This window comes from Pseudomonas sp. GW821-FHT07F01 (assembly GCF_059418825.1).
Window position 1 is genome coordinate 301,165 of the sequence record NZ_JBWKQO010000003.1, and the last position, 23,036, is coordinate 324,200.

The 23,036-nt window shown below is 63.2% G+C and carries 23 protein-coding genes and 1 pseudogene; 7 read left to right on the plus strand and 17 right to left on the minus strand.

Annotated elements, in window-relative coordinates; translation table 11 throughout:
• The first annotated feature begins 52 nt into the window (after window positions 1–52).
• Together tagQ and AC07R1_RS11915 are read left to right on the plus strand one after the other, a co-directional pair.
• A complete protein-coding gene (gene tagQ, locus AC07R1_RS11910; RefSeq protein WP_011064242.1) occupies window positions 53–982 on the plus strand; it encodes a type VI secretion system-associated lipoprotein TagQ in 930 nt (309 codons plus the stop codon).
• Window positions 983–1,122: 140 nt separating this feature from the next.
• Entirely contained in the window at window positions 1,123–1,506 is a 384-nt protein-coding gene (locus AC07R1_RS11915; RefSeq protein WP_015637475.1) for a hypothetical protein, read from the plus strand.
• A 58-nt stretch (window positions 1,507–1,564) separates the two neighbouring features.
• On the opposite strand, the gene AC07R1_RS11920 is transcribed toward AC07R1_RS11915, so the two are convergent.
• The 6 genes from AC07R1_RS11920 to exbB form a co-directional block, all read right to left on the minus strand.
• The gene (locus AC07R1_RS11920) at window positions 1,565–2,965 is read right to left on the minus strand and encodes an aminoacyl-tRNA deacylase and HDOD domain-containing protein (RefSeq protein ID WP_011064240.1); all 1,401 of its coding nucleotides are present in this window, start codon (window positions 2,963–2,965) and stop codon (window positions 1,565–1,567) included.
• A gap of 79 nt (window positions 2,966–3,044) precedes the next feature.
• A complete protein-coding gene (gene recG / locus AC07R1_RS11925; RefSeq protein ID WP_015637474.1) occupies window positions 3,045–5,120 on the minus strand; it encodes an ATP-dependent DNA helicase RecG in 2,076 nt (691 codons plus the stop codon).
• Window positions 5,121–5,129: 9 nt separating this feature from the next.
• Window positions 5,130–6,050 (minus strand): hydrogen peroxide-inducible genes activator, encoded by a 921-nt coding sequence (locus AC07R1_RS11930; RefSeq protein WP_011064238.1) that lies wholly within the window; start codon window positions 6,048–6,050, stop codon window positions 5,130–5,132.
• Between the two features lie 148 nt (window positions 6,051–6,198).
• Window positions 6,199–6,951: an energy transducer TonB family protein gene (locus AC07R1_RS11935; RefSeq protein WP_011064237.1), complete on the minus strand. Its 753-nt coding sequence runs from the start codon at window positions 6,949–6,951 to the stop codon at window positions 6,199–6,201.
• On the minus strand, window positions 6,948–7,376 hold the full coding sequence (gene exbD / locus AC07R1_RS11940) for a TonB system transport protein ExbD (RefSeq protein ID WP_495110554.1): 429 nt from the start codon (window positions 7,374–7,376) through the stop codon (window positions 6,948–6,950). The genes AC07R1_RS11935 and exbD overlap by 4 nt, the downstream gene beginning before the upstream one ends.
• A 6-nt stretch (window positions 7,377–7,382) precedes the next feature.
• Window positions 7,383–8,387 (minus strand): tonB-system energizer ExbB, encoded by a 1,005-nt coding sequence (gene exbB / locus AC07R1_RS11945; protein ID WP_011064235.1) that lies wholly within the window; start codon window positions 8,385–8,387, stop codon window positions 7,383–7,385.
• 190 nt (window positions 8,388–8,577) lie between these two features.
• On the opposite strand from exbB, the gene AC07R1_RS11950 reads away from it, so the two are divergent.
• Window positions 8,578–9,435, plus strand: a complete 858-nt coding sequence (locus AC07R1_RS11950) for an SDR family oxidoreductase (RefSeq protein ID WP_011064234.1) — start codon at window positions 8,578–8,580, stop codon at window positions 9,433–9,435.
• Window positions 9,436–9,556: 121 nt separating this feature from the next.
• Here the strand turns inward: AC07R1_RS11950 and AC07R1_RS11955 are convergent, their stop codons facing one another.
• From AC07R1_RS11955 to AC07R1_RS11980, 6 genes are all read right to left on the minus strand, one after another.
• Window positions 9,557–10,297, minus strand: a complete 741-nt coding sequence (locus AC07R1_RS11955) for a hypothetical protein (RefSeq protein WP_011064233.1) — start codon at window positions 10,295–10,297, stop codon at window positions 9,557–9,559.
• 55 nt (window positions 10,298–10,352) lie between these two features.
• On the minus strand, window positions 10,353–10,733 hold the full coding sequence (locus AC07R1_RS11960; RefSeq protein WP_007921133.1) for a RidA family protein: 381 nt from the start codon (window positions 10,731–10,733) through the stop codon (window positions 10,353–10,355).
• A 24-nt stretch (window positions 10,734–10,757) separates the two neighbouring features.
• Window positions 10,758–12,863, minus strand: coding sequence for a bifunctional GTP diphosphokinase/guanosine-3',5'-bis pyrophosphate 3'-pyrophosphohydrolase (spoT, locus tag AC07R1_RS11965; protein ID WP_011064232.1), 2,106 nt, complete (start codon window positions 12,861–12,863; stop codon window positions 10,758–10,760).
• A gap of 57 nt (window positions 12,864–12,920) precedes the next feature.
• Complete coding sequence (gene rpoZ / locus AC07R1_RS11970) at window positions 12,921–13,184, minus strand: DNA-directed RNA polymerase subunit omega (RefSeq protein ID WP_007921129.1); 264 nt, start codon at window positions 13,182–13,184, stop codon at window positions 12,921–12,923.
• 168 nt (window positions 13,185–13,352) lie between these two features.
• Entirely contained in the window at window positions 13,353–13,973 is a 621-nt protein-coding gene (gmk, locus tag AC07R1_RS11975; protein WP_011064231.1) for a guanylate kinase, read from the minus strand.
• A gap of 10 nt (window positions 13,974–13,983) precedes the next feature.
• Complete coding sequence (locus AC07R1_RS11980) at window positions 13,984–14,847, minus strand: YicC/YloC family endoribonuclease (protein WP_015637471.1); 864 nt, start codon at window positions 14,845–14,847, stop codon at window positions 13,984–13,986.
• 272 nt (window positions 14,848–15,119) lie between these two features.
• Here AC07R1_RS11980 and rph point away from each other — a divergent pair, with 272 nt between their 5' ends.
• Both rph and AC07R1_RS11990 read left to right on the plus strand, forming a co-directional pair.
• The gene (rph, locus tag AC07R1_RS11985) at window positions 15,120–15,842 is read left to right on the plus strand and encodes a ribonuclease PH (RefSeq protein WP_011064229.1); all 723 of its coding nucleotides are present in this window, start codon (window positions 15,120–15,122) and stop codon (window positions 15,840–15,842) included.
• 30 nt (window positions 15,843–15,872) lie between these two features.
• A complete protein-coding gene (locus AC07R1_RS11990) occupies window positions 15,873–16,241 on the plus strand; it encodes a DUF4870 domain-containing protein (protein ID WP_011064228.1) in 369 nt (122 codons plus the stop codon).
• A 61-nt stretch (window positions 16,242–16,302) separates the two neighbouring features.
• Here AC07R1_RS11990 and crc read toward each other — a convergent pair whose 3' ends face one another.
• A complete protein-coding gene (gene crc / locus AC07R1_RS11995) occupies window positions 16,303–17,082 on the minus strand; it encodes a catabolite repression control protein Crc (RefSeq protein WP_011064227.1) in 780 nt (259 codons plus the stop codon).
• Between the two features lie 81 nt (window positions 17,083–17,163).
• Here crc and pyrE point away from each other — a divergent pair, with 81 nt between their 5' ends.
• The gene (pyrE, locus tag AC07R1_RS12000; protein ID WP_011064226.1) at window positions 17,164–17,808 is read left to right on the plus strand and encodes an orotate phosphoribosyltransferase; all 645 of its coding nucleotides are present in this window, start codon (window positions 17,164–17,166) and stop codon (window positions 17,806–17,808) included.
• A 151-nt stretch (window positions 17,809–17,959) separates the two neighbouring features.
• Here the strand turns inward: pyrE and argB are convergent, their stop codons facing one another.
• The 4 genes and pseudogenes from argB to coaBC all read right to left on the minus strand — a co-directional run bounded on the left by argB (window position 17,960) and on the right by coaBC (window position 22,218).
• Window positions 17,960–18,865 carry an acetylglutamate kinase gene (gene argB, locus AC07R1_RS12005; RefSeq protein ID WP_011064225.1) on the minus strand — a complete coding sequence of 302 codons (906 nt, stop codon included), beginning with the start codon at window positions 18,863–18,865 and terminating at the stop codon, window positions 17,960–17,962.
• Between the two features lie 24 nt (window positions 18,866–18,889).
• A pseudogene (locus tag AC07R1_RS12010) lies at window positions 18,890–20,290 on the minus strand (phosphomannomutase/phosphoglucomutase); the annotation flags it as partial.
• A 258-nt stretch (window positions 20,291–20,548) separates the two neighbouring features.
• Window positions 20,549–21,004, minus strand: a complete 456-nt coding sequence (dut, locus tag AC07R1_RS12015) for a dUTP diphosphatase (RefSeq protein WP_011064223.1) — start codon at window positions 21,002–21,004, stop codon at window positions 20,549–20,551.
• 5 nt (window positions 21,005–21,009) lie between these two features.
• A complete protein-coding gene (coaBC, locus tag AC07R1_RS12020; RefSeq protein ID WP_011064222.1) occupies window positions 21,010–22,218 on the minus strand; it encodes a bifunctional phosphopantothenoylcysteine decarboxylase/phosphopantothenate--cysteine ligase CoaBC in 1,209 nt (402 codons plus the stop codon).
• Between the two features lie 132 nt (window positions 22,219–22,350).
• Between coaBC and radC the strand changes: the two genes are divergently transcribed.
• Window positions 22,351–23,025: a RadC family protein gene (radC, locus tag AC07R1_RS12025; RefSeq protein ID WP_011064221.1), complete on the plus strand. Its 675-nt coding sequence runs from the start codon at window positions 22,351–22,353 to the stop codon at window positions 23,023–23,025.
• The last annotated feature ends 11 nt before the right edge of the window (window positions 23,026–23,036 follow it).

Sequence of the window (23,036 nt, forward strand, 5' to 3'; positions counted from 1 at the left end):
CGGACGACATTGCGTCGCGCCGAGTTGGTCAAACTTAATCGAGATCACGAACATGCTTTTTTCCCGCAACCCATTTGCTTCAACGTCCAAGCGTCACCTGCTGTTGGTTGCCGCCGGGTTCAGCACCGTATTGACCGGTTGCGCGACCTCTCCGGTGTCCAAGGTCGCCTCGACCACCAAGGTCGAGTACTACCCGAGCTGCTACGAGCCGGTGCAGCACCTGCGCGCCACGGATTCGGACATGACCAAGTCGGTGGTCACCGGTGCTGCCCTGGGCGCTGCCGGCGGCGCTTTGCTCGGTGCCCTGACCGGTGACGGCGACCACCGTGGCCGCAACGCCGCCATCGGTGCCGCAGGCGGTGCCCTGGCCGGTGGCGCAGCCGGTTACTACACCGAGCGCCAGAAGCAGATCGCCGACGACAACCAGCGCATCGCTTCCTACGCTGCCGACGTCAACAAGAGCGCGGCCGACATCGACCGCAGCACGGCCTATGCCCGCGCTTCCCAGACCTGCTACCAGCGCGCCTTCGACAGCCTGATCAGCTCCCGCAAGGCCAACACCATCAATGACGTGGAAGGGCGCAAGCGCCTGGCGGAAATCGTCAGCGGCCTGAAGGAGTCCAACGACCTGATCACCGCGGTGAACGGCCGTGCCAGCGAAGACCTGAGCAAGTACAACCAGGCCTACGAGCAGGATCTGCAGCAAGTGGGCGTGCAGCGTACCGACGTGGTGAAAGTCGCCACCGCCGATACCACCACGGTGACCACCGGTGGCAAGAGAAAACAGCCACAGAAGGTCAAGCAGCCCAAGCTGCCGACCGTGCCTCAGGAAGCGGTGAGCACCGAGAGGTCGATCCAGGATGCCAAGATCAAGCAGGCCGAGAGCAACAAGGTCGCGACCACCGGCCAGACCCAGGTCAACAGCATGTGCAAGAACCCGGACCTGGGTGACTGGGCACCGGTGCCTTGCCCTAACGTCTGAGTTGGCGATTGTCTGACAAGATGTCGCGATAAGCGTTGAACGCCAGCCGATCTCCGAGCAATCGAACAGATCGGCTGGCGCTCTTCGAGTTACAGGTTAAACTGCGCCGGCCATCCAATAATTCCACTGAGGCGCCGTGCATGAAATTCCGTTTTCTTCTCTGGGTGCTTGGCCTGTTGATGGGCAAAGCCAGCCGCAACAATCCTGCTTTCCAGCAACAGTTGGGTGACAAGGAGCTGGTGTTCCAGCTGCAGACGCTCGACGGCAAGGTTGCTCGGCATTTTTTCGTCAAGGACCAGCGCGTCACCAGCCGTTCGGGGTTCTATCCCGAGCCGGCATTCGCCATCGCCTTCAAGGATGCCGCCTACGGCTTCGCCACCCTGCAGGCGAAGAACAAGCAGTTGGCATTCATGACCGGTATTCAGGACAAGTCGATCCAGATCAAGGGCAACCCGGCCCTGGTGATCTGGTTCCAGGGGCTGACCAAGTACCTGAAACCGAAAAAGGCCAAGCCCAAGGCTTGACCGGGAAACTTCGCCGGCAAGCCGCCTCCTGCAGGAGCGGGCTGGCCGGCGAATGGGCTCAGGCCTGGCTGAACTGCGAAGCCAGTTCCCGCAGCAGTACTTCGGCTTCCAGCACCTTGCTCACCACGTCGTCCGCCTTGTCCCGGGTCAGGCCCAGGCGTTCCAGCAGGGCGTCGGGGATATCCTCGTGGGGCCCGGAGCCGATGCCCCGGCTGCGCAGCAGGCGCACGGCCAGGCACACCAGGTTCGGGTACTCGGCATAGGCGCCGTCGTAGCTCGGGTCGTGCTGGAAGCGCAGGGCGGTGCACAGCTCTTCCGGCATGTCCCAGTAGCGCATCAGCCAGGCGCCGATCTGTTCGCGGCTGATACCCAGCAGGTGCTGTTCGACATAGCTGTGGCACAGGTGCGGGTTGACCTCCAAATGCCGGCAGATCAGCGAGAAGTGCGGCGGGAACACGTGGGCCAGCAGCAGGTAGCCGAAGTTGTGCAGCAGGCCGGCCAGGTAGGTCAGGCCGGCTTCCGGGCGCTGGGCACGGGGCATGGCGCGGGTCAGGCCCTCGATCACCGCGGCGGTGTAGATCGACTGCTGCCAGTAAGGCGTGGCGTGCTGCGGCTGGTCCTTGGGCAGGCTCAGGGTCTTGCCCAGGGCCAGGCCCAGTGCCAGGTTGATCACCAGGTCGAAGCCCAGCACGCGGACGATGGCGTCTTCCACCGAGCGGATCTTGCCGGGCGAGGCGTAGTAGGGCGAGGCGGCCCAGCTGACCACCTGGGCGGCCAGGGCCGGGTCGGTTTCCACCACACCGGTGATGTCGTCGATGGTGGCGTTGGGGTCGACCCGCAGCTTGATGATCTTCTGTGCGGTTTCCGCCAGGGGCGGGATCTCGATGGTGGCTTCCAGGCGCTGCTGGATGCGCCGCGCGGTGAAGGCCTGCATCGCCTGGGAGATCTCCTCGCGGTCATCGTCCGGGCGGTCGAGGTTGGGGCGAATGCTGCTCAGGGGCTCGCCGAAGTTGCCGGCGCTGGCTTTGCTGAGCATGCTCTTGAAGGCTTCGCTGGTGATCTCCAGCAGTACCCCGGGCTCGCCGGAGTTGATCAGCAGGCAGGGCTCGCGCAGCAGGCTTTCTTCGTACAGGCACGGTGAGCTGGTGAGCGCCGGCAGGCCGGGCAGCAGGCTCAGGCTGTGCTTGCCGAGCATGCGCTCCAGGCGTTCGGTGGAAACGGCGGTCAGGCGGCGGCCGGTGAGTTCGGCCAGGCGGTTGAGGTCCAGTAACTGGCTCTGCGGGAACAGCACCATCAGCGCGCCGACGGCGTCGTCCAGCAGTACCGCCTGGACCTTGCGCGCAGCCGGCAGGCCCGGCTGGTCGATCACTTCGTTGTAGCTGATGGCCAGCTTGCCGAGCAGCAACCGGATAACAGACGGAGCGTGTGGGGTTGCAATGTCGAGGGCAACTTCTGTCATGGTCTGGTATCCGTTTTTCTACAATTTGACGAGTATAACCAGCTTGGTTATGGCGAGGGTTCACTAACTGAGTGTTGGTTCACACTTGGCCGTATTGCTGTCCGTGGCGCAGCCAGCGCTCCAGCAACGGGCTGACATGGTCCGGCCAGCGCTCCAGCAGGGCCTGGGCGGCATCGCGTACCGCCGGCAGCAGGTCGGCGTCGCGCATCAGGTCGGCGACCTTGAATTGCAGGAGGCCGGTCTGCCGGGTGCCGAGCATTTCCCCGGGGCCGCGCAGCTCCAGGTCCTTTTCGGCGATGACGAAACCGTCGTTGGTTTCACGCATGATGCCCAGGCGCTGGCGACCGATCTGTGAAAGCGGTGGGTGGTAGAGCAGCACGCAGTGGCTGGCGGCGCTGCCGCGCCCGACCCGGCCGCGCAGCTGGTGCAACTGGGCCAGGCCCAGGCGTTCGGGGTTTTCGATGATCATCAGGCTGGCATTGGGTACGTCGACCCCGACCTCGATCACCGTGGTGGCCACCAGCAGTTGCAGGTTGCCGGCCTTGAACTCGGCCATCACCGCGGCTTTCTCGGGGGCCTTCATGCGGCCGTGGATCAGCCCTACGCGCAATTCGCCGAGGGCGCTGGAAAGGTCTTCGAAGGTGGTTTCCGCGGCCTGGCAGGTCAGTTCCTCGGACTCTTCGATCAGGGTGCAGACCCAGTAGGCCTGGCGCCCTTCCGCGCAGGCGGCGCGTACCCGCTCGATGACTTCGATGCGCCGGCTGTCGGTCACCAGCACGGTGTTCACCGGGGTGCGACCGGGAGGCAGTTCGTCGAGGATCGAGGTGTCCAGGTCGGCGTAGGCGCTCATGGCCAGCGTTCGCGGGATCGGCGTGGCGGTCATGATCAACTGGTGCGGGCACAGGCGGCCGCCCACGCCTTTCTGGCGCAGGGCCAGGCGCTGCTGCACGCCGAAGCGGTGCTGTTCGTCGATGATCACCAGGGCCAGGTTCTTGAACTGCACTTCGTCCTGGAACAGCGCGTGGGTGCCCACCACCATCGGTGCGCCACCGGCAATCTGTTCCAGGGCTGCGCTGCGGGCCTTGCCCTTGAGCTTGCCTGCCAGCCAGGCGACTTCCAGGCCCAGGGGCTCGAGCCAGCGCTTGAAGGTGATGAAGTGCTGCTCGGCGAGGATTTCCGTCGGCGCCATCAGTGCCACCTGGTAGCCGGCCTCCAGTGCCTGCAGGGCGGCCAGGGCGGCGACCACGGTCTTGCCGGCGCCCACGTCGCCCTGGATCAGCCGCAGCATGGGTTCGGGCTGGCTCAGGTCGTAGGCGATCTCGTTGCCCACGCGCTGTTGCGCGCCGGTGGGAGCGAAGCCCAGGTTCTTCAGGTACTTGACCGGCAGTTTCCTGGCCAATGGCAGCACCGGGGCGCGCTGTGAGCGCAGGCTGTCGCGCAGACGCTGCTGGGACAGCTGGTGGGTCAGCAATTCCTCGAACGCCAGGCGGTGCTGGGCCCAGTGGTGCCCCAGGGCCAGTTCGTCGACATCGGCGTCCGCCGGCGGGTGATGCAGGTAGCGGATCGCATCGTCCAGGGGCGCCAACTGATAGTCCCGGGCCAGCTCTTCCGGCAGCCAGTCGGGCAGGCTGCGCGGGCCCAGCAGGGCCAGGCTCTGTTGGCACAGCAGGCGCAGGCGCTGCTGGGTCAGGCCTTCGGTCAGGGGGTAGATCGGTGTCAGGGTCTGGTCCACCGGCGGCGGCTCGTCGCCACTGATGGCACGGTATTCCGGGTGGTAGATCTCCAGGCCCGAGGCGCCGGGCCGGGCTTCGCCATAGCAGCGCACACGGGTGCCGCGCTTCAGGCCGTCCTTCTGCGCATTGCTGAAATGGTAGAAGCGCAGGCTCAGGCCGCCGGTACCGTCCTGCAGGCGCACCAGCAGGCTGCGGCGCTTGCCCATGACCACATCGGCGCCACTGACGGTGCCTTCGATCACAGCATCCTGGCCAGGGCGCAGGGCGCCGATCGGCACCACGCGGGTGCGGTCCTGGTAGCGCAGGGGCAGGTGGAACAGCACGTCCTGAAGGTTTTCCAGGCCGACCTTGGCCAGCTTCTCGGCCATGGCTTCGCCGACGCCCTTGAGTGCCGTGACCGGCACTTTCGACAGCTCAGTCATTGCGAGCGCTTAACTCGCGGCGGGCGGCTTGGCCACCGAGCACAGGCGGATCGAGTCGGCGAGGATCTCGATGGCCTTGGGCCGCGGGAAGCTGGCGCGCCAGGCGATGGCCACGGTGCGGAACGGCACGGGCGGGGTCAGGGGGCGGACTTCGATCACCCCGGGGGCGTAGTGATGGCTGTCCACGGCCGACAGCGGCAGGATGGAGATGCCCAGGCCGGAGGCGACCATGTGGCGGATGGTTTCCAGGGAACTGGATTCCACGGTGGTGTGCTTGGCGCCGTCGTTGCCCTTGGTCAGGGTTGGGCAGGCCTCCAGGACCTGGTCGCGGAAGCAGTGGCCTTCGCCCAGCAGCAACAGGCTCTTGTCGTTGAGCAGGTTGGCGTCGATGGTTTCCTTCTTGGTCCAGGGGTGGCCGCTGGGCATCAGCACATAGAAGGGTTCGTCGTACAGCGGCAGGGTCAGGACATCGGCCTCGTTGAACGGCAGGGCGATGATGATCGCGTCCAGCTCGCCGTTGCGCAGTTTGTCGCGCAGTACGTGGGTGAAGTTCTCTTCTATATACAGCGGCATCTGCGGGGCGACCCGGTGCAGCTGGGGAATCAGGTGCGGGAACAGGTAGGGGCCGACGGTGTAGATCGCCCCGACCTTGAGCGGTGCGGTCAGCTGGTTCTTGCCGGCCTGGGCCAGCTCACGGATACCCTGGGCCTGCTCCAGGACCTTTTGCGCCTGGGCGACGATGGTCTCGCCCACCGGGGTCAGGCGCACGGCGCTCTTGCTGCGCTCGAAAATCAGCACGCCGAGTTCGTCTTCAAGCTTTTTCACGCCGACCGACAGGGTGGGCTGGCTGACATGGCAGCGCTCGGCGGCATGGCCGAAGTGCTGCTCTTGGGCGAGGGTAACGATGTAGCGCAATTCTGTAAGAGTCATAGCGGGCGTCCGTGAGGTTGCGGCCAAGCATAACGGCTGCAATCGATAGACGCACGTTATCAGACCGAGGGTGGAATGCGACACCCGCCAATGCCTGCTTCAGGCGGCACAAACGCGAAGGGCACCTTGAAGGTGCCCTTGCGGTGGATCAGCGGCGGCCGCGGCTGCGGTCGATCTCGTAGTTGTACGAGGCGGTGATTTCCACGCTGCCGTTGTTGAGCATGTCTGCCGGTGGCTTGGGCAGCGGCTGGGCACGACGGATCATGTCCAGGGTGGCCCGGTCCAGATCGGCATTGCCCGATCTGCCTACCAGCTCATAGGACAGCACCTTGCCTTCGGCATCGACGACGAAGCGCAGGGAGTTGGTGCCTTCCTTGCCTCGACGCTGAGCCTCGCTCGGATAGCGCTTGTACTTGGCCAGGTGCGCCTGCAATTCCCCCTGCCAGTTAGCCTTGGCGGCGGCCTGGGCCGGTGACGGGCCAGGGGTCGCAGGAGCGGGCTGCTTGGACGGAGCCGGTGTGACCGGGGCGTCGCTGGGCTTTTCCTCGGAAGGCTTTTCCTTGGGCGGCTCAGGCTTGACCACCGGCTTTGGCGGTTGCGGCTTGGGCTTCTGCTTCACCGGCTTGGGTACCGAGATGGTCGGCTTCGGCGCTTCGGCCAGTTTCGGCAACGGCAGTTCTTCCACGGGGGCCGGCGGTTGTGGTGGGGTCACCACTTTCGGCGGCGCCGGTGGAGGCGGCACAGGGGCAGGTGCCAATTCCACCACCATGGCTTGGGGGGGGATGGGCATGGGCTGTGGCTTGGACCAGTTGAGGGCGAGCAGGATCGCCAACCCATGGACGCCCAACACCACCGCCAGGCTACCGCTGTAACGCGTCAGTCTTTGGCGCGTCGTGATCATTTCTTGGCTGCCGTCTCAAGTCCGACCAGGCCGACTTTCAGGTAGCCGGCCGCCCGCAGGGTGTCCATCACACTCATCAGGTCGCCGTAATCCACACCTTTGTCGGCCTGGAAGAAGATGGTCGTGTCTTTCTTGCCCTGGGTCCGGGCCTCGAGGATGGCGCCAAGGGTTTCAGCCTTGACTTCGTCTTCGCCGAGGAACAGGCGCTTGTCGGCCTTGACGCTGAGGAACACCGGTTTTTCCGGCCGCGGCGCCGGTTTGGCGCTGGAGGCGGGCAGGTCGACCTTGATGTCCACGGTGGCCAGCGGTGCGGCCACCATGAAGATGATCAGCAGCACCAGCATCACGTCGATGAACGGCGTGACGTTGATCTCGTGGTTTTCGGCCAGGTCGTCGCCTGCGCCTTCTTTCAAATGCAAGCCCATGGCTGATTACCCCACTTTCACCATGTGCGGTTGTGCGGAGCGCTCGTTCGGCTGGTGATCCAGGTCGCGGCTGACCAGCAGCAGGACCTCGGCCGAGGCGTCGGTGACCTGGGCCTTGTAGCCGGTGATGGAGCGAGCGAAGACGTTGTAGATCACCACCGCGGGAATCGCGGCAACCAGGCCCAGGGCGGTGGCCAGCAGGGCTTCGGCGATACCCGGGGCAACCACGGCAAGGTTGGTGGTCTGGGTTTTGGCGATGCCGATGAAGCTGTTCATGATGCCCCACACGGTGCCGAACAGGCCGACGAACGGCGCGGTGGAACCGATGGTAGCCAGCACGCCGGTGCCGCTGCTCATGTTGCGGCCGCAGGCAGCCACCAGGCGCTCCAGGCGGAAGCTGACGCGCTCCTTGATGCCTTCCTTCTCGCGGCTGTTGGCCGAGAGGCGCATCTCTTCCAGGGCATCGTGCACCAGCAGGTTGGCCAGGGTGCCCTCCTTGGTGGCGGTGGCGCTGGCTTCCTTGAGGGTGGTGGCCTTTTTCAGTGCGGCGATTTCACTGCGCAGGCGGCGCTTGGCACCCATCAGCTCGAAGCCTTTGGCGATCCAGATGGTCCAGGTGATGATCGAGGCGATGGCCAGGCCGATCATCACCAGTTTCACGATGATGTCGGCGTTCTGGTACATGCCCCACGGCGACAGGTCATGGGCCATGCCCAGGGTGTTGTCGGCCTCCAGGACTTCAGGAGCGTCTTCGCCGATAGCGGGCTGGCCTTCGGCCTGGACTGGCTCGCCGGCCACTGGGGCTGCGGCTGGAGCGGTCGGGTCGGTGGCCGTATGTTCAGCGGCTGGAGCGGTCGCGGCAGGGGCTGCGGCGGTGGCTGGGGCGTGCTGGTCGGCAAAGGCTGCGGTCGGTGCCAGCAGCAGGCTGCACAACAGCGCTGCAACCGCGCTCATGGCGCGCAGCGGGCTTGGGCGTTTGGTTGGCGAGACGGAGAGTTGGTTGCTTGTCATGCTGGCCGGACCTGAGAGGAGAAAAGGGTGAAATGTCCTTCTAGGCCTCGCAGGGCCGAGAACAAAATGGGCGGTTATTATTGCAAGTAATTCTTGTTAACAGAAGTAATAGAGTATCTTTTTTTCCTTGATTGCTAGCCGTTCGTCCAGTGCGAGGGCTAGTCTTGACCTTTCCCAAAGGAGTTTTCTGATGTCCTCCCCCTCTGTATTGATCGCCGGTTGCGGTGATGTCGGGAGTCGCCTGGCGACTCAACTGCTGGCCGAGCAATGGCAGGTTTACGGCCTGCGTCGCAACGTATCGCGCTTGCCACAGGGGGTGGTGGGCATTGCAGGTGACCTGTTCAGCGAGCAATGCCCCGGGCAATGGCCGCAGAAGTCGCCGGACTATCTGGTGTATTGCGCGGCGGCCACCGAGCATGACGAAGCCGGATATCGCGCGGCTTATGTCGATGGTCTGCAGCATGTACTGGGCTGGCTCAAGCAGCGCGGCCAGGCGCCCAAGCGTTTGCTGTTTGTCTCCAGCAGCAGCGTTTATGAGCAGAAGGACGGTGAGTGGGTGGACGAGACTTCCGTGGCCGAGGCCCAGGCCTACTCCGGACGCATGATGCTGGAAGCCGAGCAGGTGGCTCTGGGCAGCGGTATTCCCGCCACTGTGGTGCGCTTGACCGGCATCTATGGCCCGGGTCGCGAGTGGCTGCTGACCCAGGTGCGCCGGGGTTATCGCGTGGCGATCGAGCCGCCGTTGTACGGCAACCGTATTCACGCGGACGATGCCGCGGGCCTGCTGGCGTTCCTGATCAAGGCGGACCGCAGTGGCACGGCGCTGGATGATTGCTATATCGGCGTGGACGATGCGCCCGCGCCTCTGGCGGAGGTCGTCGACTGGCTGCGCGATTACCTGGGCGTCACCGAATGGGCGGACGATGCCAGCGTGCGTCGTACCGGCAGCAAGCGTTGCAGCAATGCCCGGGCCAGGGCGCTGGGCTGGGTGCCGCGCTATCCGAGTTATCGCGAAGGTTATGCTGCGATTCTGACGACGCAGGGCTAAGTTGCCCGAGCAGCTTGGGGTCGCGGTCGAAGGCTGCGACCGGCTTCCCGAGGGCGTCGCTGCCGACAGGCCGAAGGTCCGGTGGACCTTGTCGCAGCCTGCGGCAGCGGCTACAGGGTAGTTACTGCTTTTCCAGCAACCACTGCTGGCTGCCCGGCGTCAGCGAGGGCACTTCATCCGCCAGGGCGGTATTCACCGCCTGGAAGATCTCCAGCTGTTGATCCTTGCGCACGAAGATCCAGGAGTTGCCCTGGCCGTTGAGCTGCAGCCAGATGCTATCGTTGCCGCCGCTCATCGAGGCGCAGTCGCCAGCCAGGCACAAGGCGTAGCGATCGGCGCCCGGTAGGCCCTGGACGGCGCCGTTTGCCTGGAACTGCACTTCGTTGCCCAGGCCCGGTCCGTTGACGATCTTCCACTTGCCACCCAGGTACGCCGAGTACAAGGCGCGCTCGAAGTTGGCGCCTAGCGGCGCGCCTTCGGGGGCGGGGTCTTTGGGGCGGTCGAAGACCTGCTCGGGCTCATTGTCGTTGGCCACTTGCAGCAGTTGCTTGCCGTTGCGCTTCAAGTCGGTGGCGGCGCTGCCATAGAACTCGACTTTTGCAGTGCTGGAACCGTCGCCGATGATCTTGCCTTCGACGGTTTCGAAACCGTTGGTGTAGCGGGCCTGGCCAGCCTTGGTATTGAGCTCCCATTCCAGGTTCGGGCCGTAGGCCTGGAGGGCTTCACGCAAAGGGCCGCCCTTGGAGGCTGCGTCGATCGCTACCTGATTGATCCAGATGCCGCCCACATCGTTTTTGGCGGGGTCGCTGGCACAACCGCCGAGCAGTACGGCGAGCAGCGAAACAGCTAGCGCTTGGCGCATGACGAAATCCTTTCAGAACGAAAACGGCGCAGCCTTGAGGGCTGCGCCGCGGGTGTTACTCGATGACCAGAATGGCATCCATTTCAACCTGTGCACCCTTTGGCAGGGCGGCCACGCCAATGGCGGCGCGGGCTGGGTAAGGCTGTTGGAAATACTTGCCCATGATCTCGTTGACCTTGGCGAAGTGGCTCAGGTCGGTGAGGAAGATGTTCAGCTTGACGATGTCCTTGAACGAACCGCCAGCGGCCTCGGCTACCGACTTGAGGTTTTCGAACACCTGGACGGTCTGGGCTTCGAAGCCTTCCACCAGCTCCATGGTCTTGGGGTCCAGAGGGATCTGGCCGGACATGTAGACGGTGTTGCCAGCCTTGATCGCCTGGGAGTAGGTGCCGATGGCAGCAGGTGCCTTGTCGCTGGTGATAACTGTCTTGGTCATGAATGACTCCTTGTAATGGACGGGCTACGCACGCATGCGGGTGATGCGGATGACCCCGGTCAGGGCGCGCAGTTTCTTGATCACGCGGGCCAGGTGTACGCGGTCGTGCACGCTGACCACCAGTTGGACCACGCTGATGCGACCATCGCGTTCGTCCATGCTGATTTTCTCGATGTTGCCGTCGGCGGCGTTGACGCTGCTGGCCAGCAGCGCGATCAGGCCGCGTTGGTGTTCCAGTTCTACGCGCAGTTCGACGTTGAATTCGCCGGTGACATCCTTGGCCCAGGAGAGCTGGATGCACTTTTCCGGGTTGTGGCGGATTTCGCTGATATTGCGGCAGTTGTCCAGGTGCACCACCATCCCCTTGCCGGCGGACAGGTGGCCGACGATCGGGTCGCCCGGGATCGGCGTGCAGCACTTGGCGTAGCTCAGCACCAGGCCTTCGGTGCCGCGGATTGCCAGCGGGCCTTCCGGGCTTGGCAGCTGTTCGCCTTCGCCCAGCAGGCGGCGCGCCACAACGTAGGCCATGCGATTGCCCAGGCCGATGTCTTCCAGCAGGTCTTCGATCAGTTCCAGGCGGTATTCCTGGAGAATCGCCTGGATGCGTTCGGCCGGGACCTTTTCCAGGGAGCTGTCGAAGCCGTTGAGCACCTTGTTCAGCAAGCGTTCGCCGAGGCTGATGGACTCGGAGCGGCGCTGCAGCTTGAGAGCATGGCGGATATGGGTGCGGGCCTTGCCGGTGACCACGAAATTCAGCCAGGCCGGGTTCGGGCGCGCGCCCGGGGCGCTGACGATTTCCACTGTGGAACCGCTTTGCAGGGGTTCGGACAGCGGCGCCAGGCGACGATTGATCCGGCAGGCGATGCAGCTGTTGCCGACGTCGGTGTGTACCGCGTAGGCGAAGTCCACCGCGGTGGAGCCTTTGGGCAGCTCCATGATCCGGCCTTTGGGCGTGAACACGTAGACCTCGTCCGGGAACAGGTCGATCTTCACGCTCTCGATGAATTCCAGGGAGTTGCCGGCGCGTTGCTGCATTTCCAGCACGCCCTTGACCCATTGGCGGGCGCGGGCGTGAGTGCCTTTGGGCTGTTCGTCGCCACTGGATTTGTACAGCCAGTGGGCGGCGATGCCGTTATTGGCCATTTCTTCCATTTCCCGGGTACGAATCTGGATCTCGATCGGTACTCCGTGCATGCCGAACAGCGTGGTATGCAGCGACTGATAGCCGTTGGCCTTGGGAATGGCGATGTAGTCCTTGAAGCGTCCCGGCAGCGGCTTGTACAAATTATGTACAGCGCCGAGTACGCGATAGCAGGTGTCTACCTTGTCGACGATGATGCGGAACGCATAGACGTCCATGATCTCGTTGAAGGCCCGACGCTTCCCGCGCATCTTCTTGTAGATGCCGTACAGGTGCTTCTGGCGACCGCTGACCTCGCCCTGGATGCCGTCGATGGCCAGGCAGTGGCTGAGGGATTCCTCGATCTTGTTGACGATTTCCTTGCGGTTGCCCCGGGCGCGCTTGACCGCCTGGTAGATCCGCGCGGAACGCATCGGGTGCATCGCCTTGAAGCCCAGGTCTTCGAATTCGATGCGGATGGCATGCATGCCCAGGCGGTTGGCGATGGGGGCGTAGATCTCCAGGGTTTCCTTGGCGATCCGCCGACGCTTCTCGCCGGAAAGTACTTCCAGGGTGCGCATGTTGTGCAGGCGGTCGGCCAGCTTGACCAGGATCACGCGAATGTCGCGGGCCATGGCCATGGCCATCTTCTGGAAGTTTTCCGCTTGGGCTTCGGCCTTGGTTTCGAAGTTCATCTGGGTCAGTTTGCTGACCCCATCCACCAATTCGGCCACGGTTTCGCCGAACTGCGCGCTGAGCGCTTCCTTGGCGATGCCGGTGTCTTCGATGACGTCATGCAGCATCGCGGCCATCAGGCTCTGATGGTCCATGTGCATGTCGGCAAGAATGTTCGCTACCGCGAGTGGGTGCGTGACGTACGCCTCGCCGCTGCGACGGCGTTGACCGTCATGGGCTTGTTCGGCGTAGAAATACGCTCGGCGGACCAGATTGACCTGGTCCGTGCCGAGATAGGTCGATAAGCGATCGGCGAGGGCGTCTATGCTCGGCATGATGTCTCCTGCCGTAAGCTGTGATCCCGCGCCGTGCTACGTCGACCAGGCATAGGCTCAGACGGCCTCGTTGGACTCGTCCTCGAAAGCAGCGAAAAGCGGCTCATCTTCAACGATTTCGGCTTCGGCGATGGCTGCGTAGTCGATCAGGCCTTCAGCGATTTCGCGCAGGGCGACAACGGTAGGCTTGTCGTTTTCCCATGCTACTTTCGGCTCTTTGCCGCCGGTGGCCAGTTGACGGGCACGCTTGGTAGAGAGCATGACCAGCTCAAAGCGGTTATCCACGTGTTCTAGGCAGTCTTCAACGGTTACGCGGGCCATGGTCTTCCTCGTAGCAAATGCAATATGCGCGCTGCCCGGATGGGCGAGCGGACTCAACAGTTTAAAAAATCACCAGCGTTAAGGGAAGCGCTGATTTTTTAACCAAGCCCTTCAACGCGCTGCAAGTGCCAATGTAAAGCGCTTGCAGCGGTTTTGGGAAGTGCTGTTTTAACCCAGGAGTTCAGCCAGCAATTTGCCGAAACGCTGCTGCTGGCGTTTCTGTTGCAACTGATTGGCGCGGAAAATCGCCTTCAGGTCGCCCAGCGCGTGGGCGAAATCGTCGTTGATGATCAGATAGTCGTAGTCGACGTAGTGGCTCATTTCGCTGACGGCTTCGCGCATCCGCCCGTCGATGACCTCGTCACTGTCCTGCCCACGGTTGGTCAGGCGCTGGTGCAGGGCTTGCAAGGACGGTGGCAGGATGAAGATCGAACGGGCCTGGGGCATCAGCTTGCGTACTTGTTCCGCGCCTTGCCAGTCGATTTCCAGAATCAGGTCGTGGCCTGCGTCCAGGGTTTGCTGCAGGTGGCTTTGCGAGGTTCCGTAGAGGTTGCCGAACACTTCGGCGCGCTCCAGGAAGTCCCCGTGCTCACCCATCTTCACGAACGTCTCGCGGGAGACGAAGTGATAGTTCACGCCGTCCACCTCACCGGGGCGCATGGCACGGGTGGTGTGGGAGACCGAGACGCGAATCTCCGGTTTGGCGTCGGTCAGGGCCTTGACCAGGCTGCTCTTGCCCGCGCCCGACGGCGCGGAAATGATGTACAGGGTGCCGGTGCTGTGGGTCATGTCAGTTGCCTTACTCAATGTTCTGCACTTGTTCGCGCATCTGCTCGATCAACACCTTGAGGTTGACCGCAGCTTGGGTGCTGCGCGGGTCGAAGGCCTTGGAGCCCAGTGTGTTGGCTTCGCGGTTGAGTTCCTGCATCAGGAAGTCCAGGCGCCGCCCGGCCGCGCCGCCGGACTTGAGCACGCGACGTACTTCAATGATGTGGGTGCTCAGGCGGTCCAGTTCTTCGGCGACGTCGCTTTTCTGTGCCAGCAGCACCATCTCCTGTTCGAGACGGGTCGGATCCAGCTCAGCCTGCATGTCGGCGAAGCGGTCGAGGATCTTCTGGCGCTGGGTCGCGAGCATCTGCGGGACCAGTTCACGCAGGGTCGCCACGTCTTCCTCGATGGAGGACAGGCGTTCGTCGATCAGCCTGGCCAGTTCGGCGCCTTCCCGTTCGCGGCCATTCTTCAGTTCCTTCAAGCCCTGGTTGAACAGGGCCAGGGCGTCACTGTTCAAGGCTTGCGGGTCAGTGGCGTCGGCCACCAGTACACCCGGCCAGGCCAGGACTTCCAGCGGGTTGAGCGCGGCCGGCTGCTTGATCAGGCTGGCGACGGATTCGGCGGCGGCGACCAGTTGCGCGGCGCGCTCGCGATCGACCTGCAGCGGTTTGCCGGCGGTTTCCTCGATGAAGCGCAAGGTGCACTCGACCTTGCCGCGGGACAGGCCCTGGCGCAGGGCTTCGCGGACCGCGCCTTCAAGGTCGCGAAAGGCTTCCGGCAAACGCAGGTGCGGCTCCAGGTAGCGGCTGTTGACCGAGCGCAGTTCCCAGCTCAGGGTGCCCTGAGTGCCTGCCCGTTCTACCCGGGCGAAGGCGGTCATGCTGTGCACCATGGAGGTACCTCCGATTCAGCGCCGGCGCCAACCGTGAGGGGGTTGGGCGGGCCTGATAAAGATGAATTGAAGCCGACAGGCTGCGAAGGCGCAGGATTGTAGCGCAGTGCGGTCGGAGCCCCCAAACCCTGGTGCTGCCAATGAATTGCAGCTCGTCGCAACAGGACTCATCCGCGGTGTAAATGCGCCTTTGACCTTTTTAGGCGTGCCCTGGCGCGGTTGCGGGCTTTATAATGCTCGGCAGTTTTCCGTCCCCGTACAGGTGTTCCCCTATGAAACGTCCAAGTGGTCGCGCCGCCGATCAGCTCCGCTCGATCCGCATCACCCGCAACTACACCAAACACGCCGAGGGATCTGTACTGGTCGAGTTCGGTGATACCAAAGTGATCTGCACGGTCAGCGTCGAGAACGGTGTGCCGCGCTTCCTCAAGGGCCAGGGCCAGGGTTGGCTGACTGCCGAGTACGGCATGCTGCCGCGGGCTACCGGCGAGCGTAACCAGCGCGAAGCCAGCCGTGGCAAGCAGGGCGGTCGGACCCTGGAGATCCAGCGCCTGATCGGCCGTTCGCTGCGCGCCGCACTGGACATGTCCAAGCTGGGCGACGTCACCCTGTATGTCGATTGCGACGTGATCCAGGCCGACGGCGGTACTCGTACCGCATCGATCACTGGCGCCATGGTGGCCCTGGTCGACGCCTTGAAAGTGATCAAGAAGCGCGGTGGCCTGAAAGGCGGCGATCCGCTGAAGCAGATGATTGCCGCGGTATCCGTCGGCATGTACCAGGGCGAACCGGTCCTGGACCTGGATTATCTGGAAGACTCGGCTGCCGAAACCGACCTCAACGTTGTGATGACCAGCACCGGTGGTTTCATCGAAGTGCAGGGCACTGCCGAAGGTGCGCCGTTCCAGCCGGCTGAACTGAATGCGATGCTGGCCCTGGCCCAGCAAGGCATGAACGAGATTTTCCAACTGCAGCAAGCCGCGCTCGCCGATTGATGGGCGCAGGTCTTCAGCAAGGAGAGCACCATGAGTGATGAACAACTGCCGCTGCCTACGCCGAGTCACGAAGTCCGGCAATGGGCGATGTTTTGTCACCTGTCCGCCTTGCTGGGGATCTGGGTTCCTTTCGGCACACTGATCGGACCGTTGATTCTGTGGCAGATGAAGCGCGAAACCGATCCCTTTATCGATGCCCAGGGCAAGGAAGCACTGAACTTCCAGCTGACCGTCGCCATTGCGTCGGCGGTGTGCTTCCTGTTGATGATCGTGGTGATCGGGTTCTTCATGTTCGGCCTGCTGGCGATCGGAGCCCTGGTGCTGACCATCATCGGCGGAGTCAAGGCTGGCGAAGGGGTGCCTTATCGCTACCCCTTCACCTGGCGCCTGATCAAGTAGCTCGAGCAAGCACAAAAAAGCCGACAGCGATGTCGGCTTTTTTGTGGCGGTGAAAGGACGCTTAGATGGTCAGCGTCCAGTCATAGTCCACGATCAGCGGTGCGTGCTGCGAGAAGCGTGGCTGGCGCGGCAGGCGAGCGCTGCGGACAAAGCGACGCAGGCCGGGAGTCAGCAACTGGTAGTCGAAACGCCAGCCCAGGTTCAGCATCTCGGCCTGTTCGTTGTCCGGCCACCAGCTGTACTGGTCGCCTTCACGGCTGACTTCACGTAATGCGTCGACATAACCCATGTTGCCAATGATCTCGTCCATCCAGGCACGCTCAGGTGCCAGGAAGCCCGGAGATTGCTGGCTGTCGCGCCAGTTCTTGATATCCAGCTTCTGTTGCGCCACGTACAGCGAGCCACAATAAATGTACTCGCGACGTTTGCGCCGCTGTTTATCCAGATAACGGGCGAAATCGTCCATTAGCTTGAACTTCTGGTTCAAGTCTTCATCGCCGTTCTGCCCTGATGGAAGCAGCAAGGTCGCGATGCTGACCTTGTCGAAATCGGCTTGCAGGTAGCGCCCGTAACGATCGGCTGTCTCGAAGCCGAGGCCGCTGATGACCGCCTTCGGCTGCAACCGCGAATACAAAGCCACACCGCCTTGGGCAGGGACTTCGGCATCGCAGGCATAAAGGAAGTAGCCATCCAGTTGGAAGGCTGGGTCGTCCAGTTCAAAGGCAGAGGCGCGGGTGTCCTGCAGGCAGATGACGTCGGCATTCTGTGCCTGCAGCCAACTGAGCAAACCACGCTCCACTGCAGCCTGAATACCATTGACGTTCACACTGATGATCCGCATAAATGGCCCCAAAAATCACGTGCGTGTATGATACCCGAGCTCTACCTAATTAGCTAAATCCGTGGTATCTGGGGTTTTTTCATGCAGGCGTATCAGCGCGATTTCATTCGTTTTGCCATCGATCGCGGGGTTTTGCGCTTCGGTGAGTTCACCCTGAAGTCCGGGCGCACCAGCCCTTACTTCTTCAATGCCGGCCTGTTCAACAGCGGTTCGGCGCTGGCCCAGCTGGGGCGTTTCTACGCCGCGGCGATCGTCGAAAGCGGCATTCCCTTCGATGTGCTGTTTGGCCCGGCCTATAAAGGCATTCCTCTGGCGGCGGCCACTGCGGTGGCGCTTGCCGAGCATCACCAGCGCGATCTGCCCTGGTGCTTCAACCGCAAGGAAGCCAAGGCTCACGGCGAAGGCGGCAGCCTGGTGGGGGCTCCCTTGACCGGCGATGTGCTGATCATCGACGACGTGATCACCGCCGGCACGGCGATCCGCGAAGTGATGCAGATCATCGAGTCCCAGGACGGCGCCAAAGCGGCCGGGGTGCTGATCGCCCTGAACCGTCAGGAACGCGGCAACGGCGAGTTGTCGGCGATCCAGGAGGTCGAGCGTGACTTCGGCATTCCGGTGGTGAGCATTGTCTCCCTGACCCAGGTCCTGCAGTTCCTGGCGGATGATCCGGCGCTCAAGCAGCATCTGCCGGCGGTGGAAGCCTACCGCGCGCAGTACGGAATCTGACCTGTAGGAGCCGGCTTGCCGGCGAAGAGGCCTTTGGGCCTTGAGTTGCCCGCGTGAGTGCCTTCGCCGGCAAGCCGGCTCCCACAAAGATTGCGTCGATAAAAAAGCCCCCGCCCGGGATCCCGGGCGGGGGCTTTTTTGTACCTGGTGCTTAAGGACGCTTGCGGTTGCTGATCAGGGTACCGACCCCCGTATCGGTGAAGATCTCCAGCAGAATCGCGTTGGGCACGCGACCGTCGATGATCAGCGAACTGCCGACCCCGCCTTGCACGGCTTCCAGCGCGCAGCGGATTTTCGGCAGCATGCCGCCGTAGATGGTGCCGTCGGCGATCAGCTCGTCGACCTGCTGGGTGCTCAGGCCGGTGAGGACCTTGCCCGACTTGTCCATCAGGCCGGCGATGTTGGTCAGCAGCATCAGCTTTTCGGCTTTCAATGCTTCGGCCACCTTGCCAGCCACCAGATCGGCGTTGATGTTGTAGGACTCGCCGTTGGCGCCGACCCCGATCGGTGCGATCACCGGGATGAAGTCACCCTTGACCAGCAGGTTCAGCAGGTCGGTGTTGATCCCGACCACTTCGCCCACATGGCCGATATCGATGATTTCCGGGGTGGTCATTTCCGGCGTCTGGCGGGTCACGGTGAGTTTTTTCGCCCGGATCAGCTCGGCATCCTTGCCGGTCAGGCCGATGGCGCTGCCGCCGTGACGGTTGATCAGGTTGACGATGTCCTTGTTGACCTGGCCACCGAGGACCATCTCCACCACGTCCATGGTTTGCGCATCGGTCACGCGCATGCCATCGACGAAGTGGCTTTCAATGGAAAGGCGCTTGAGCAGGTCACCGATCTGCGGGCCGCCACCGTGCACCACTACCGGGTTGATCCCGACAGCCTTCATCAGCACGATGTCGCGGGCGAAGCCGGTTTTCAGCTCCTCGCTTTCCATAGCGTTGCCGCCGTACTTGATCACCAGGGTCTTGCCGACATAGCGGCGAATATAAGGCAGCGCTTCGGATAGGACCTTGGCGGTATTGGCGGCGGCATCGCGTTCGATGGTCATTCAGGGCTCCGGTGCTTCAAACAATCAAAACGGTAGTTGGAGATCAGGTGCAACACGTTTCAGCTGGGTGTGGAACACATCCTTGATGCGCTGCAGTTCGGCTGCATCATCAGCCTCGAAGCGCAGCACCAGCACAGGGGTGGTGTTGGAGGCGCGAACCAGGCCCCAGCCCTTGGCATAGTCGACCCGCACCCCGTCAATGGTGGTCAGGTCGGCGCCTGCACCCCACTGCGCGTCGTGCAGGGCGTCAATGATGCTGAATTTGCTCTCTTCGGTCACATGGATATTGATTTCCGGCGTAGAAATATCGTTCGGGAAGGTGGCGAACAGCTCTTCCGCGGTGGATTTTTCCTTGCTGAGGATCTCCAGCAACCGTGCGGCGCTATAAATGCCGTCGTCGAAGCCGAACCAGCGTTCCTTGAAGAACACATGGCCGCTCATTTCGCCGGCCAGCAGAGCGCCGGTCTGCTTCATTTTCTTTTTGATCAACGAGTGACCGGTCTTCCACATTAGCGGGCGACCGCCATATTCCTTGATCAGTGGAATCAGGCGTCGGGTGCATTTGACGTCGAAGATGATCTCCGCATCCGGGTTGCGCGCCACCACGTCCTTGGCGAACAGCATCAGCAGGCGGTCGGGGAAGACGATGCTGCCGGTGTTGGTCACCACGCCGACGCGGTCGCCGTCGCCGTCGAAGGCCAGGCCCAGGTCGGCGCCGGTTTCCTTGACCTTGGCAATCAGGTCCTCGAGGTTCTCGGGCTTGCCCGGATCCGGGTGGTGGTTGGGGAAGTTGCCGTCCACTTCGCAGAACAGCGGGATCACTTCGCAGTTCAGGGCTTCGATCAACTGTGGGGCAATCACCCCGGCGGCGCCGTTGCCGCAATCCACCACGACTTTCAGGCGGCGGGCCAGCTTGACGTCACGGATGATCTCCTCGGCGTAGCGCGGCAGGATGTCGACCTGGGTGACGCTGCCCTGGGCGCTGCTCAGGTTGTTGCTCTTGAGGCGCTCGTGCAGGGCCTGGATCTGTTCATTGGCCAGGGTGTCGCCGGCGATGACGATCTTGAAACCGTTGTAGTTCGAGGGGTTGTGGCTGCCGGTGAGCATTACGCCGGACTTGCCGGCCAGTACGTTGGCCGCGTAATACAGGGCCGGGGTCGGCACCAGGCCGACGTCGCTGACGTGGCAGCCGCTGTCGTGCAGGCCCTGGATCAGTTGCGCCACCAGTTCCGGCCCGGACAGGCGGCCATCGCGGCCCACGGAGACGTTCGGTTCACCCTGGGCCAGGCTCTGGGAGCCGATGGCGCGGCCGATCCAGTAGGCGGTTTCAGCGGTCAGGGTTTGCGGTACAACGCCGCGGATGTCGTAGGCGCGGAAGATGCTGTCGGGGAATTTCGGGGCGACTTTAGCTGCGTTGCTCATCACTGAGGGTGCTCCATCTGAAGGGGTGCAGTACGGCCGTGGGAGGACAGGCCGGCAGGCTCAAACTGAAGGGTATGACGGCGTTTTCAGCATAGAGTTCGTACTGCGAAAGTGCCATCTGACGGGCTCCGTCCCCTCCGGAACCGGTCAGCAGCCCGGCCTGGCGGGGGCCAGGCGCCCTGCAAAAAAATGCTGGTCCTCGGTCCTTGATTGCTCTCGCAAGGGGGCGGAGCAGGCAGGCTGCCCACTCCGAGAGGCAGATCAGTGGCTGCCGGAGTGGCCGAAGCCACCTGCGCCGCGCTGGCTTTCATCAAAGGCTTCGACCACTTCGAAATGCGCCTGGACCACAGGCACCAGCACCAGTTGGGCGATGCGCTCGCCGACGGCGATGTTGAAGGCGGTCTGGCCACGGTTCCAGCAGGACACCATCAGTTCGCCCTGGTAGTCCGAGTCGATCAGGCCCACCAGGTTGCCCAGCACGATGCCGTGCTTATGGCCCAGGCCGGAGCGCGGCAGGATCAGCGCTGCCAGGCCCGGATCGCCAATGTAGACCGACAGCCCGGTAGGGATCAGCAGCGTCTGGCCTGGCTCCAGAAGGGTGTCTTCCTTGAGCATGGCTCGCAGGTCGAGGCCGGCGGAGCCCGGCGTGGCGTACTGCGGCAGAGGGAATTCGTTGCCGATGCGTGGGTCGAGGATCTTGGCTTGTAAAGCGTGCATGCGAGTTAAACCTGGTTCAGCCGTTCGGCGATAAAAGAGATCAGCTGGCGGGCAATCTTGCCCTTGCTGGTCTGGGCGAAGAGAGTTGCGTGCAACTCCCGGTCAATCACGCTGCAGGCGTTTTCCTCACTGTTGAAGCCAATGCTCGGGTTGGCAACGTCGTTGGCGACGATCAGGTCGAGGTTCTTGTCCTTCAATTTACGTGCAGCGTAGTCGAGCAAGTTTTCGGTTTCTGCGGCGAAACCGACACTGAAAGGCCGATCCGGACGGCTGGCAATGGTGGCCAGGATGTCCGGGTTGCGCACCATCTGCAGCAACAGGCCGTCACCTTTCGTAGGGTCTTTCTTTAATTTCTGTGGGGCGACGACTTCCGGTCGGTAGTCCGCGACCGCCGCAGAGGCGATGAAAACGTCGCATGGGATCGCCGACTCACAGGCCGCGAGCATGTCCCGGGCGCTGACAACGTCGATCCGCGTGACTCTATCGGGGGTTGGCAGGTGTACCGGCCCAGTGATCAGGGTCACCCGGGCACCGGCTTCAACCGCGGCCTCGGCCAGGGCGAAGCCCATTTTTCCTGAGCTATGGTTGGTGATGTAGCGCACCGGATCGATGTTTTCCTGGGTCGGCCCGGCGGTAATCAGCAGGTGCTTGCCGGTCAGCGCCAGATGCTGGAAACAATCGGCGGCGCACTGGGCCAGGTCGTTGGCCTCCAGCATGCGGCCCAGGCCGACATCGCCACAGGCCTGGCTGCCGGAAGCCGGGCCGAAGACCTTCAGGCCACGGCTTTGCAGCAGTTGGGTGTTGGCTTGGGTGGCAGGGTCGCGCCACATGGCCTGATTCATCGCCGGGGCGATGGCGACGATGGCATCGGTGGCCAGCACCAGGGTGGTCAGCAGATCGTCGGCAATGCCCTGGGCCAGGCGGGCAATCAGGTCCGCGGTGGCCGGCGCGATCAGCACCAGGTCGGCCCACTTGGCCAGCTCGATATGGCCCATGGCGGCTTCGGCAGCCGGGTCCAGCAGGTCGAGGTGGACCGGGTGCCCGGAGAGCGCTTGCATGGTCAGCGGGGTAATGAATTCACTGCCGCCCCGGGTCATGACCACGCGCACTTCGGCGCCCTGGTCGAGGAGTCGGCGAACCAGCTCCGCGCTCTTGTAGGCGGCAATGCCGCCGCCGACGCCGAGCACGATGCGTTTCCGATACAGCCGCTGCATAGGCCTGTCTTTCCGTTCAGTGATTGCTGCGTGGCATGCCCCCTCCCCAGGTGAAATACCACGCAAAAAAGAGGGGGCTAAGATAGCACAGCGCCCGCTGTCGAACAGCGGCGCCATGCACAGGGAGGTGTGATGAGTATTCGTGACTGGCCCGCGGCGGAGCGTCCGCGGGAACGGCTTCTGGAGCAGGGCGCCATCAGCCTTTCCGACGCCGAGCTACTGGCTATTTTCCTGCGCACCGGGGTGGCCGGTAAAAGCGCGGTGGACCTGGCGCGGCATCTGTTGCGGCGCTTTGGCAGCCTGCGCAGGCTGCTGGAGGCCGATCAACTGACCTTCACCCGCCAACTGGGGCTGGGCCCGGCCAAGTACGCCTTGTTGCAGGCGGTGCTGGAAATGGCCCGCCGGCATCTGGCGGAGAAACTGCATCGCCAGTCCGCGTTGGAGAACCCGCTGGTGGTGCGCGATTACCTGAAGTCGATGCTGCGCCACGAGCCCCATGAAGTGTTCGGTTGCCTGTTTCTCGACACGCGGCATCGTGTACTGACCTTCGAAGTGCTGTTTCAGGGCTCCATCGACAGCACCACGGTGTACCCGCGGCAGGTGATCAAGCGCGCCTTGGCGCACAATGCAGCGGCGGTGATCCTCTGCCACAACCATCCGTCAGGCATTTGCGAGCCCAGCCCGGCCGACCGGGTAGTGACCCGACGTTTGCAGGAGGCACTGGAGTTGATCGATGTGCGGGTGCTGGACCACTTCATCGTGGGGGAGGGCGACCCGCTGTCGATGGCCGAGTACGGCTGGATCTGAATGCAGCCGGC

Bases quoted from the DNA above. Each gene is read 5' to 3' on its own strand.
- rpoZ (WP_007921129.1), bottom strand. From the start codon at position 13,184: ATGGCCCGCGTAACCGTTGAAGACTGCCTAGAACACGTGGATAACCGC.
- tagQ (WP_011064242.1), top strand. From the start codon at position 53: ATGCTTTTTTCCCGCAACCCATTTGCTTCAACGTCCAAGCGTCACCTG.
- AC07R1_RS11935 (WP_011064237.1), bottom strand. From the start codon at position 6,951: ATGATCACGACGCGCCAAAGACTGACGCGTTACAGCGGTAGCCTGGCG.
- exbD (WP_495110554.1), bottom strand. From the start codon at position 7,376: ATGGGCTTGCATTTGAAAGAAGGCGCAGGCGACGACCTGGCCGAAAAC.
- exbB (WP_011064235.1), bottom strand. From the start codon at position 8,387: ATGACAAGCAACCAACTCTCCGTCTCGCCAACCAAACGCCCAAGCCCG.
- AC07R1_RS11950 (WP_011064234.1), top strand. From the start codon at position 8,578: ATGTCCTCCCCCTCTGTATTGATCGCCGGTTGCGGTGATGTCGGGAGT.
- pyrE (WP_011064226.1), top strand. From the start codon at position 17,164: ATGCAGGCGTATCAGCGCGATTTCATTCGTTTTGCCATCGATCGCGGG.
- radC (WP_011064221.1), top strand. From the start codon at position 22,351: ATGAGTATTCGTGACTGGCCCGCGGCGGAGCGTCCGCGGGAACGGCTT.
- AC07R1_RS11915 (WP_015637475.1), top strand. From the start codon at position 1,123: ATGAAATTCCGTTTTCTTCTCTGGGTGCTTGGCCTGTTGATGGGCAAA.
- AC07R1_RS11960 (WP_007921133.1), bottom strand. From the start codon at position 10,733: ATGACCAAGACAGTTATCACCAGCGACAAGGCACCTGCTGCCATCGGC.
- AC07R1_RS11930 (WP_011064238.1), bottom strand. From the start codon at position 6,050: ATGACTCTTACAGAATTGCGCTACATCGTTACCCTCGCCCAAGAGCAG.
- gmk (WP_011064231.1), bottom strand. From the start codon at position 13,973: ATGACCCACAGCACCGGCACCCTGTACATCATTTCCGCGCCGTCGGGC.
- AC07R1_RS11980 (WP_015637471.1), bottom strand. From the start codon at position 14,847: ATGGTGCACAGCATGACCGCCTTCGCCCGGGTAGAACGGGCAGGCACT.
- spoT (WP_011064232.1), bottom strand. From the start codon at position 12,863: ATGCCGAGCATAGACGCCCTCGCCGATCGCTTATCGACCTATCTCGGC.
- coaBC (WP_011064222.1), bottom strand. From the start codon at position 22,218: ATGCAGCGGCTGTATCGGAAACGCATCGTGCTCGGCGTCGGCGGCGGC.
- AC07R1_RS11955 (WP_011064233.1), bottom strand. From the start codon at position 10,297: ATGCGCCAAGCGCTAGCTGTTTCGCTGCTCGCCGTACTGCTCGGCGGT.
- crc (WP_011064227.1), bottom strand. From the start codon at position 17,082: ATGCGGATCATCAGTGTGAACGTCAATGGTATTCAGGCTGCAGTGGAG.
- argB (WP_011064225.1), bottom strand. From the start codon at position 18,865: ATGACCATCGAACGCGATGCCGCCGCCAATACCGCCAAGGTCCTATCC.
- rph (WP_011064229.1), top strand. From the start codon at position 15,120: ATGAAACGTCCAAGTGGTCGCGCCGCCGATCAGCTCCGCTCGATCCGC.
- AC07R1_RS11920 (WP_011064240.1), bottom strand. From the start codon at position 2,965: ATGACAGAAGTTGCCCTCGACATTGCAACCCCACACGCTCCGTCTGTT.
- recG (WP_015637474.1), bottom strand. From the start codon at position 5,120: ATGACTGAGCTGTCGAAAGTGCCGGTCACGGCACTCAAGGGCGTCGGC.
- AC07R1_RS11990 (WP_011064228.1), top strand. From the start codon at position 15,873: ATGAGTGATGAACAACTGCCGCTGCCTACGCCGAGTCACGAAGTCCGG.
- dut (WP_011064223.1), bottom strand. From the start codon at position 21,004: ATGCACGCTTTACAAGCCAAGATCCTCGACCCACGCATCGGCAACGAA.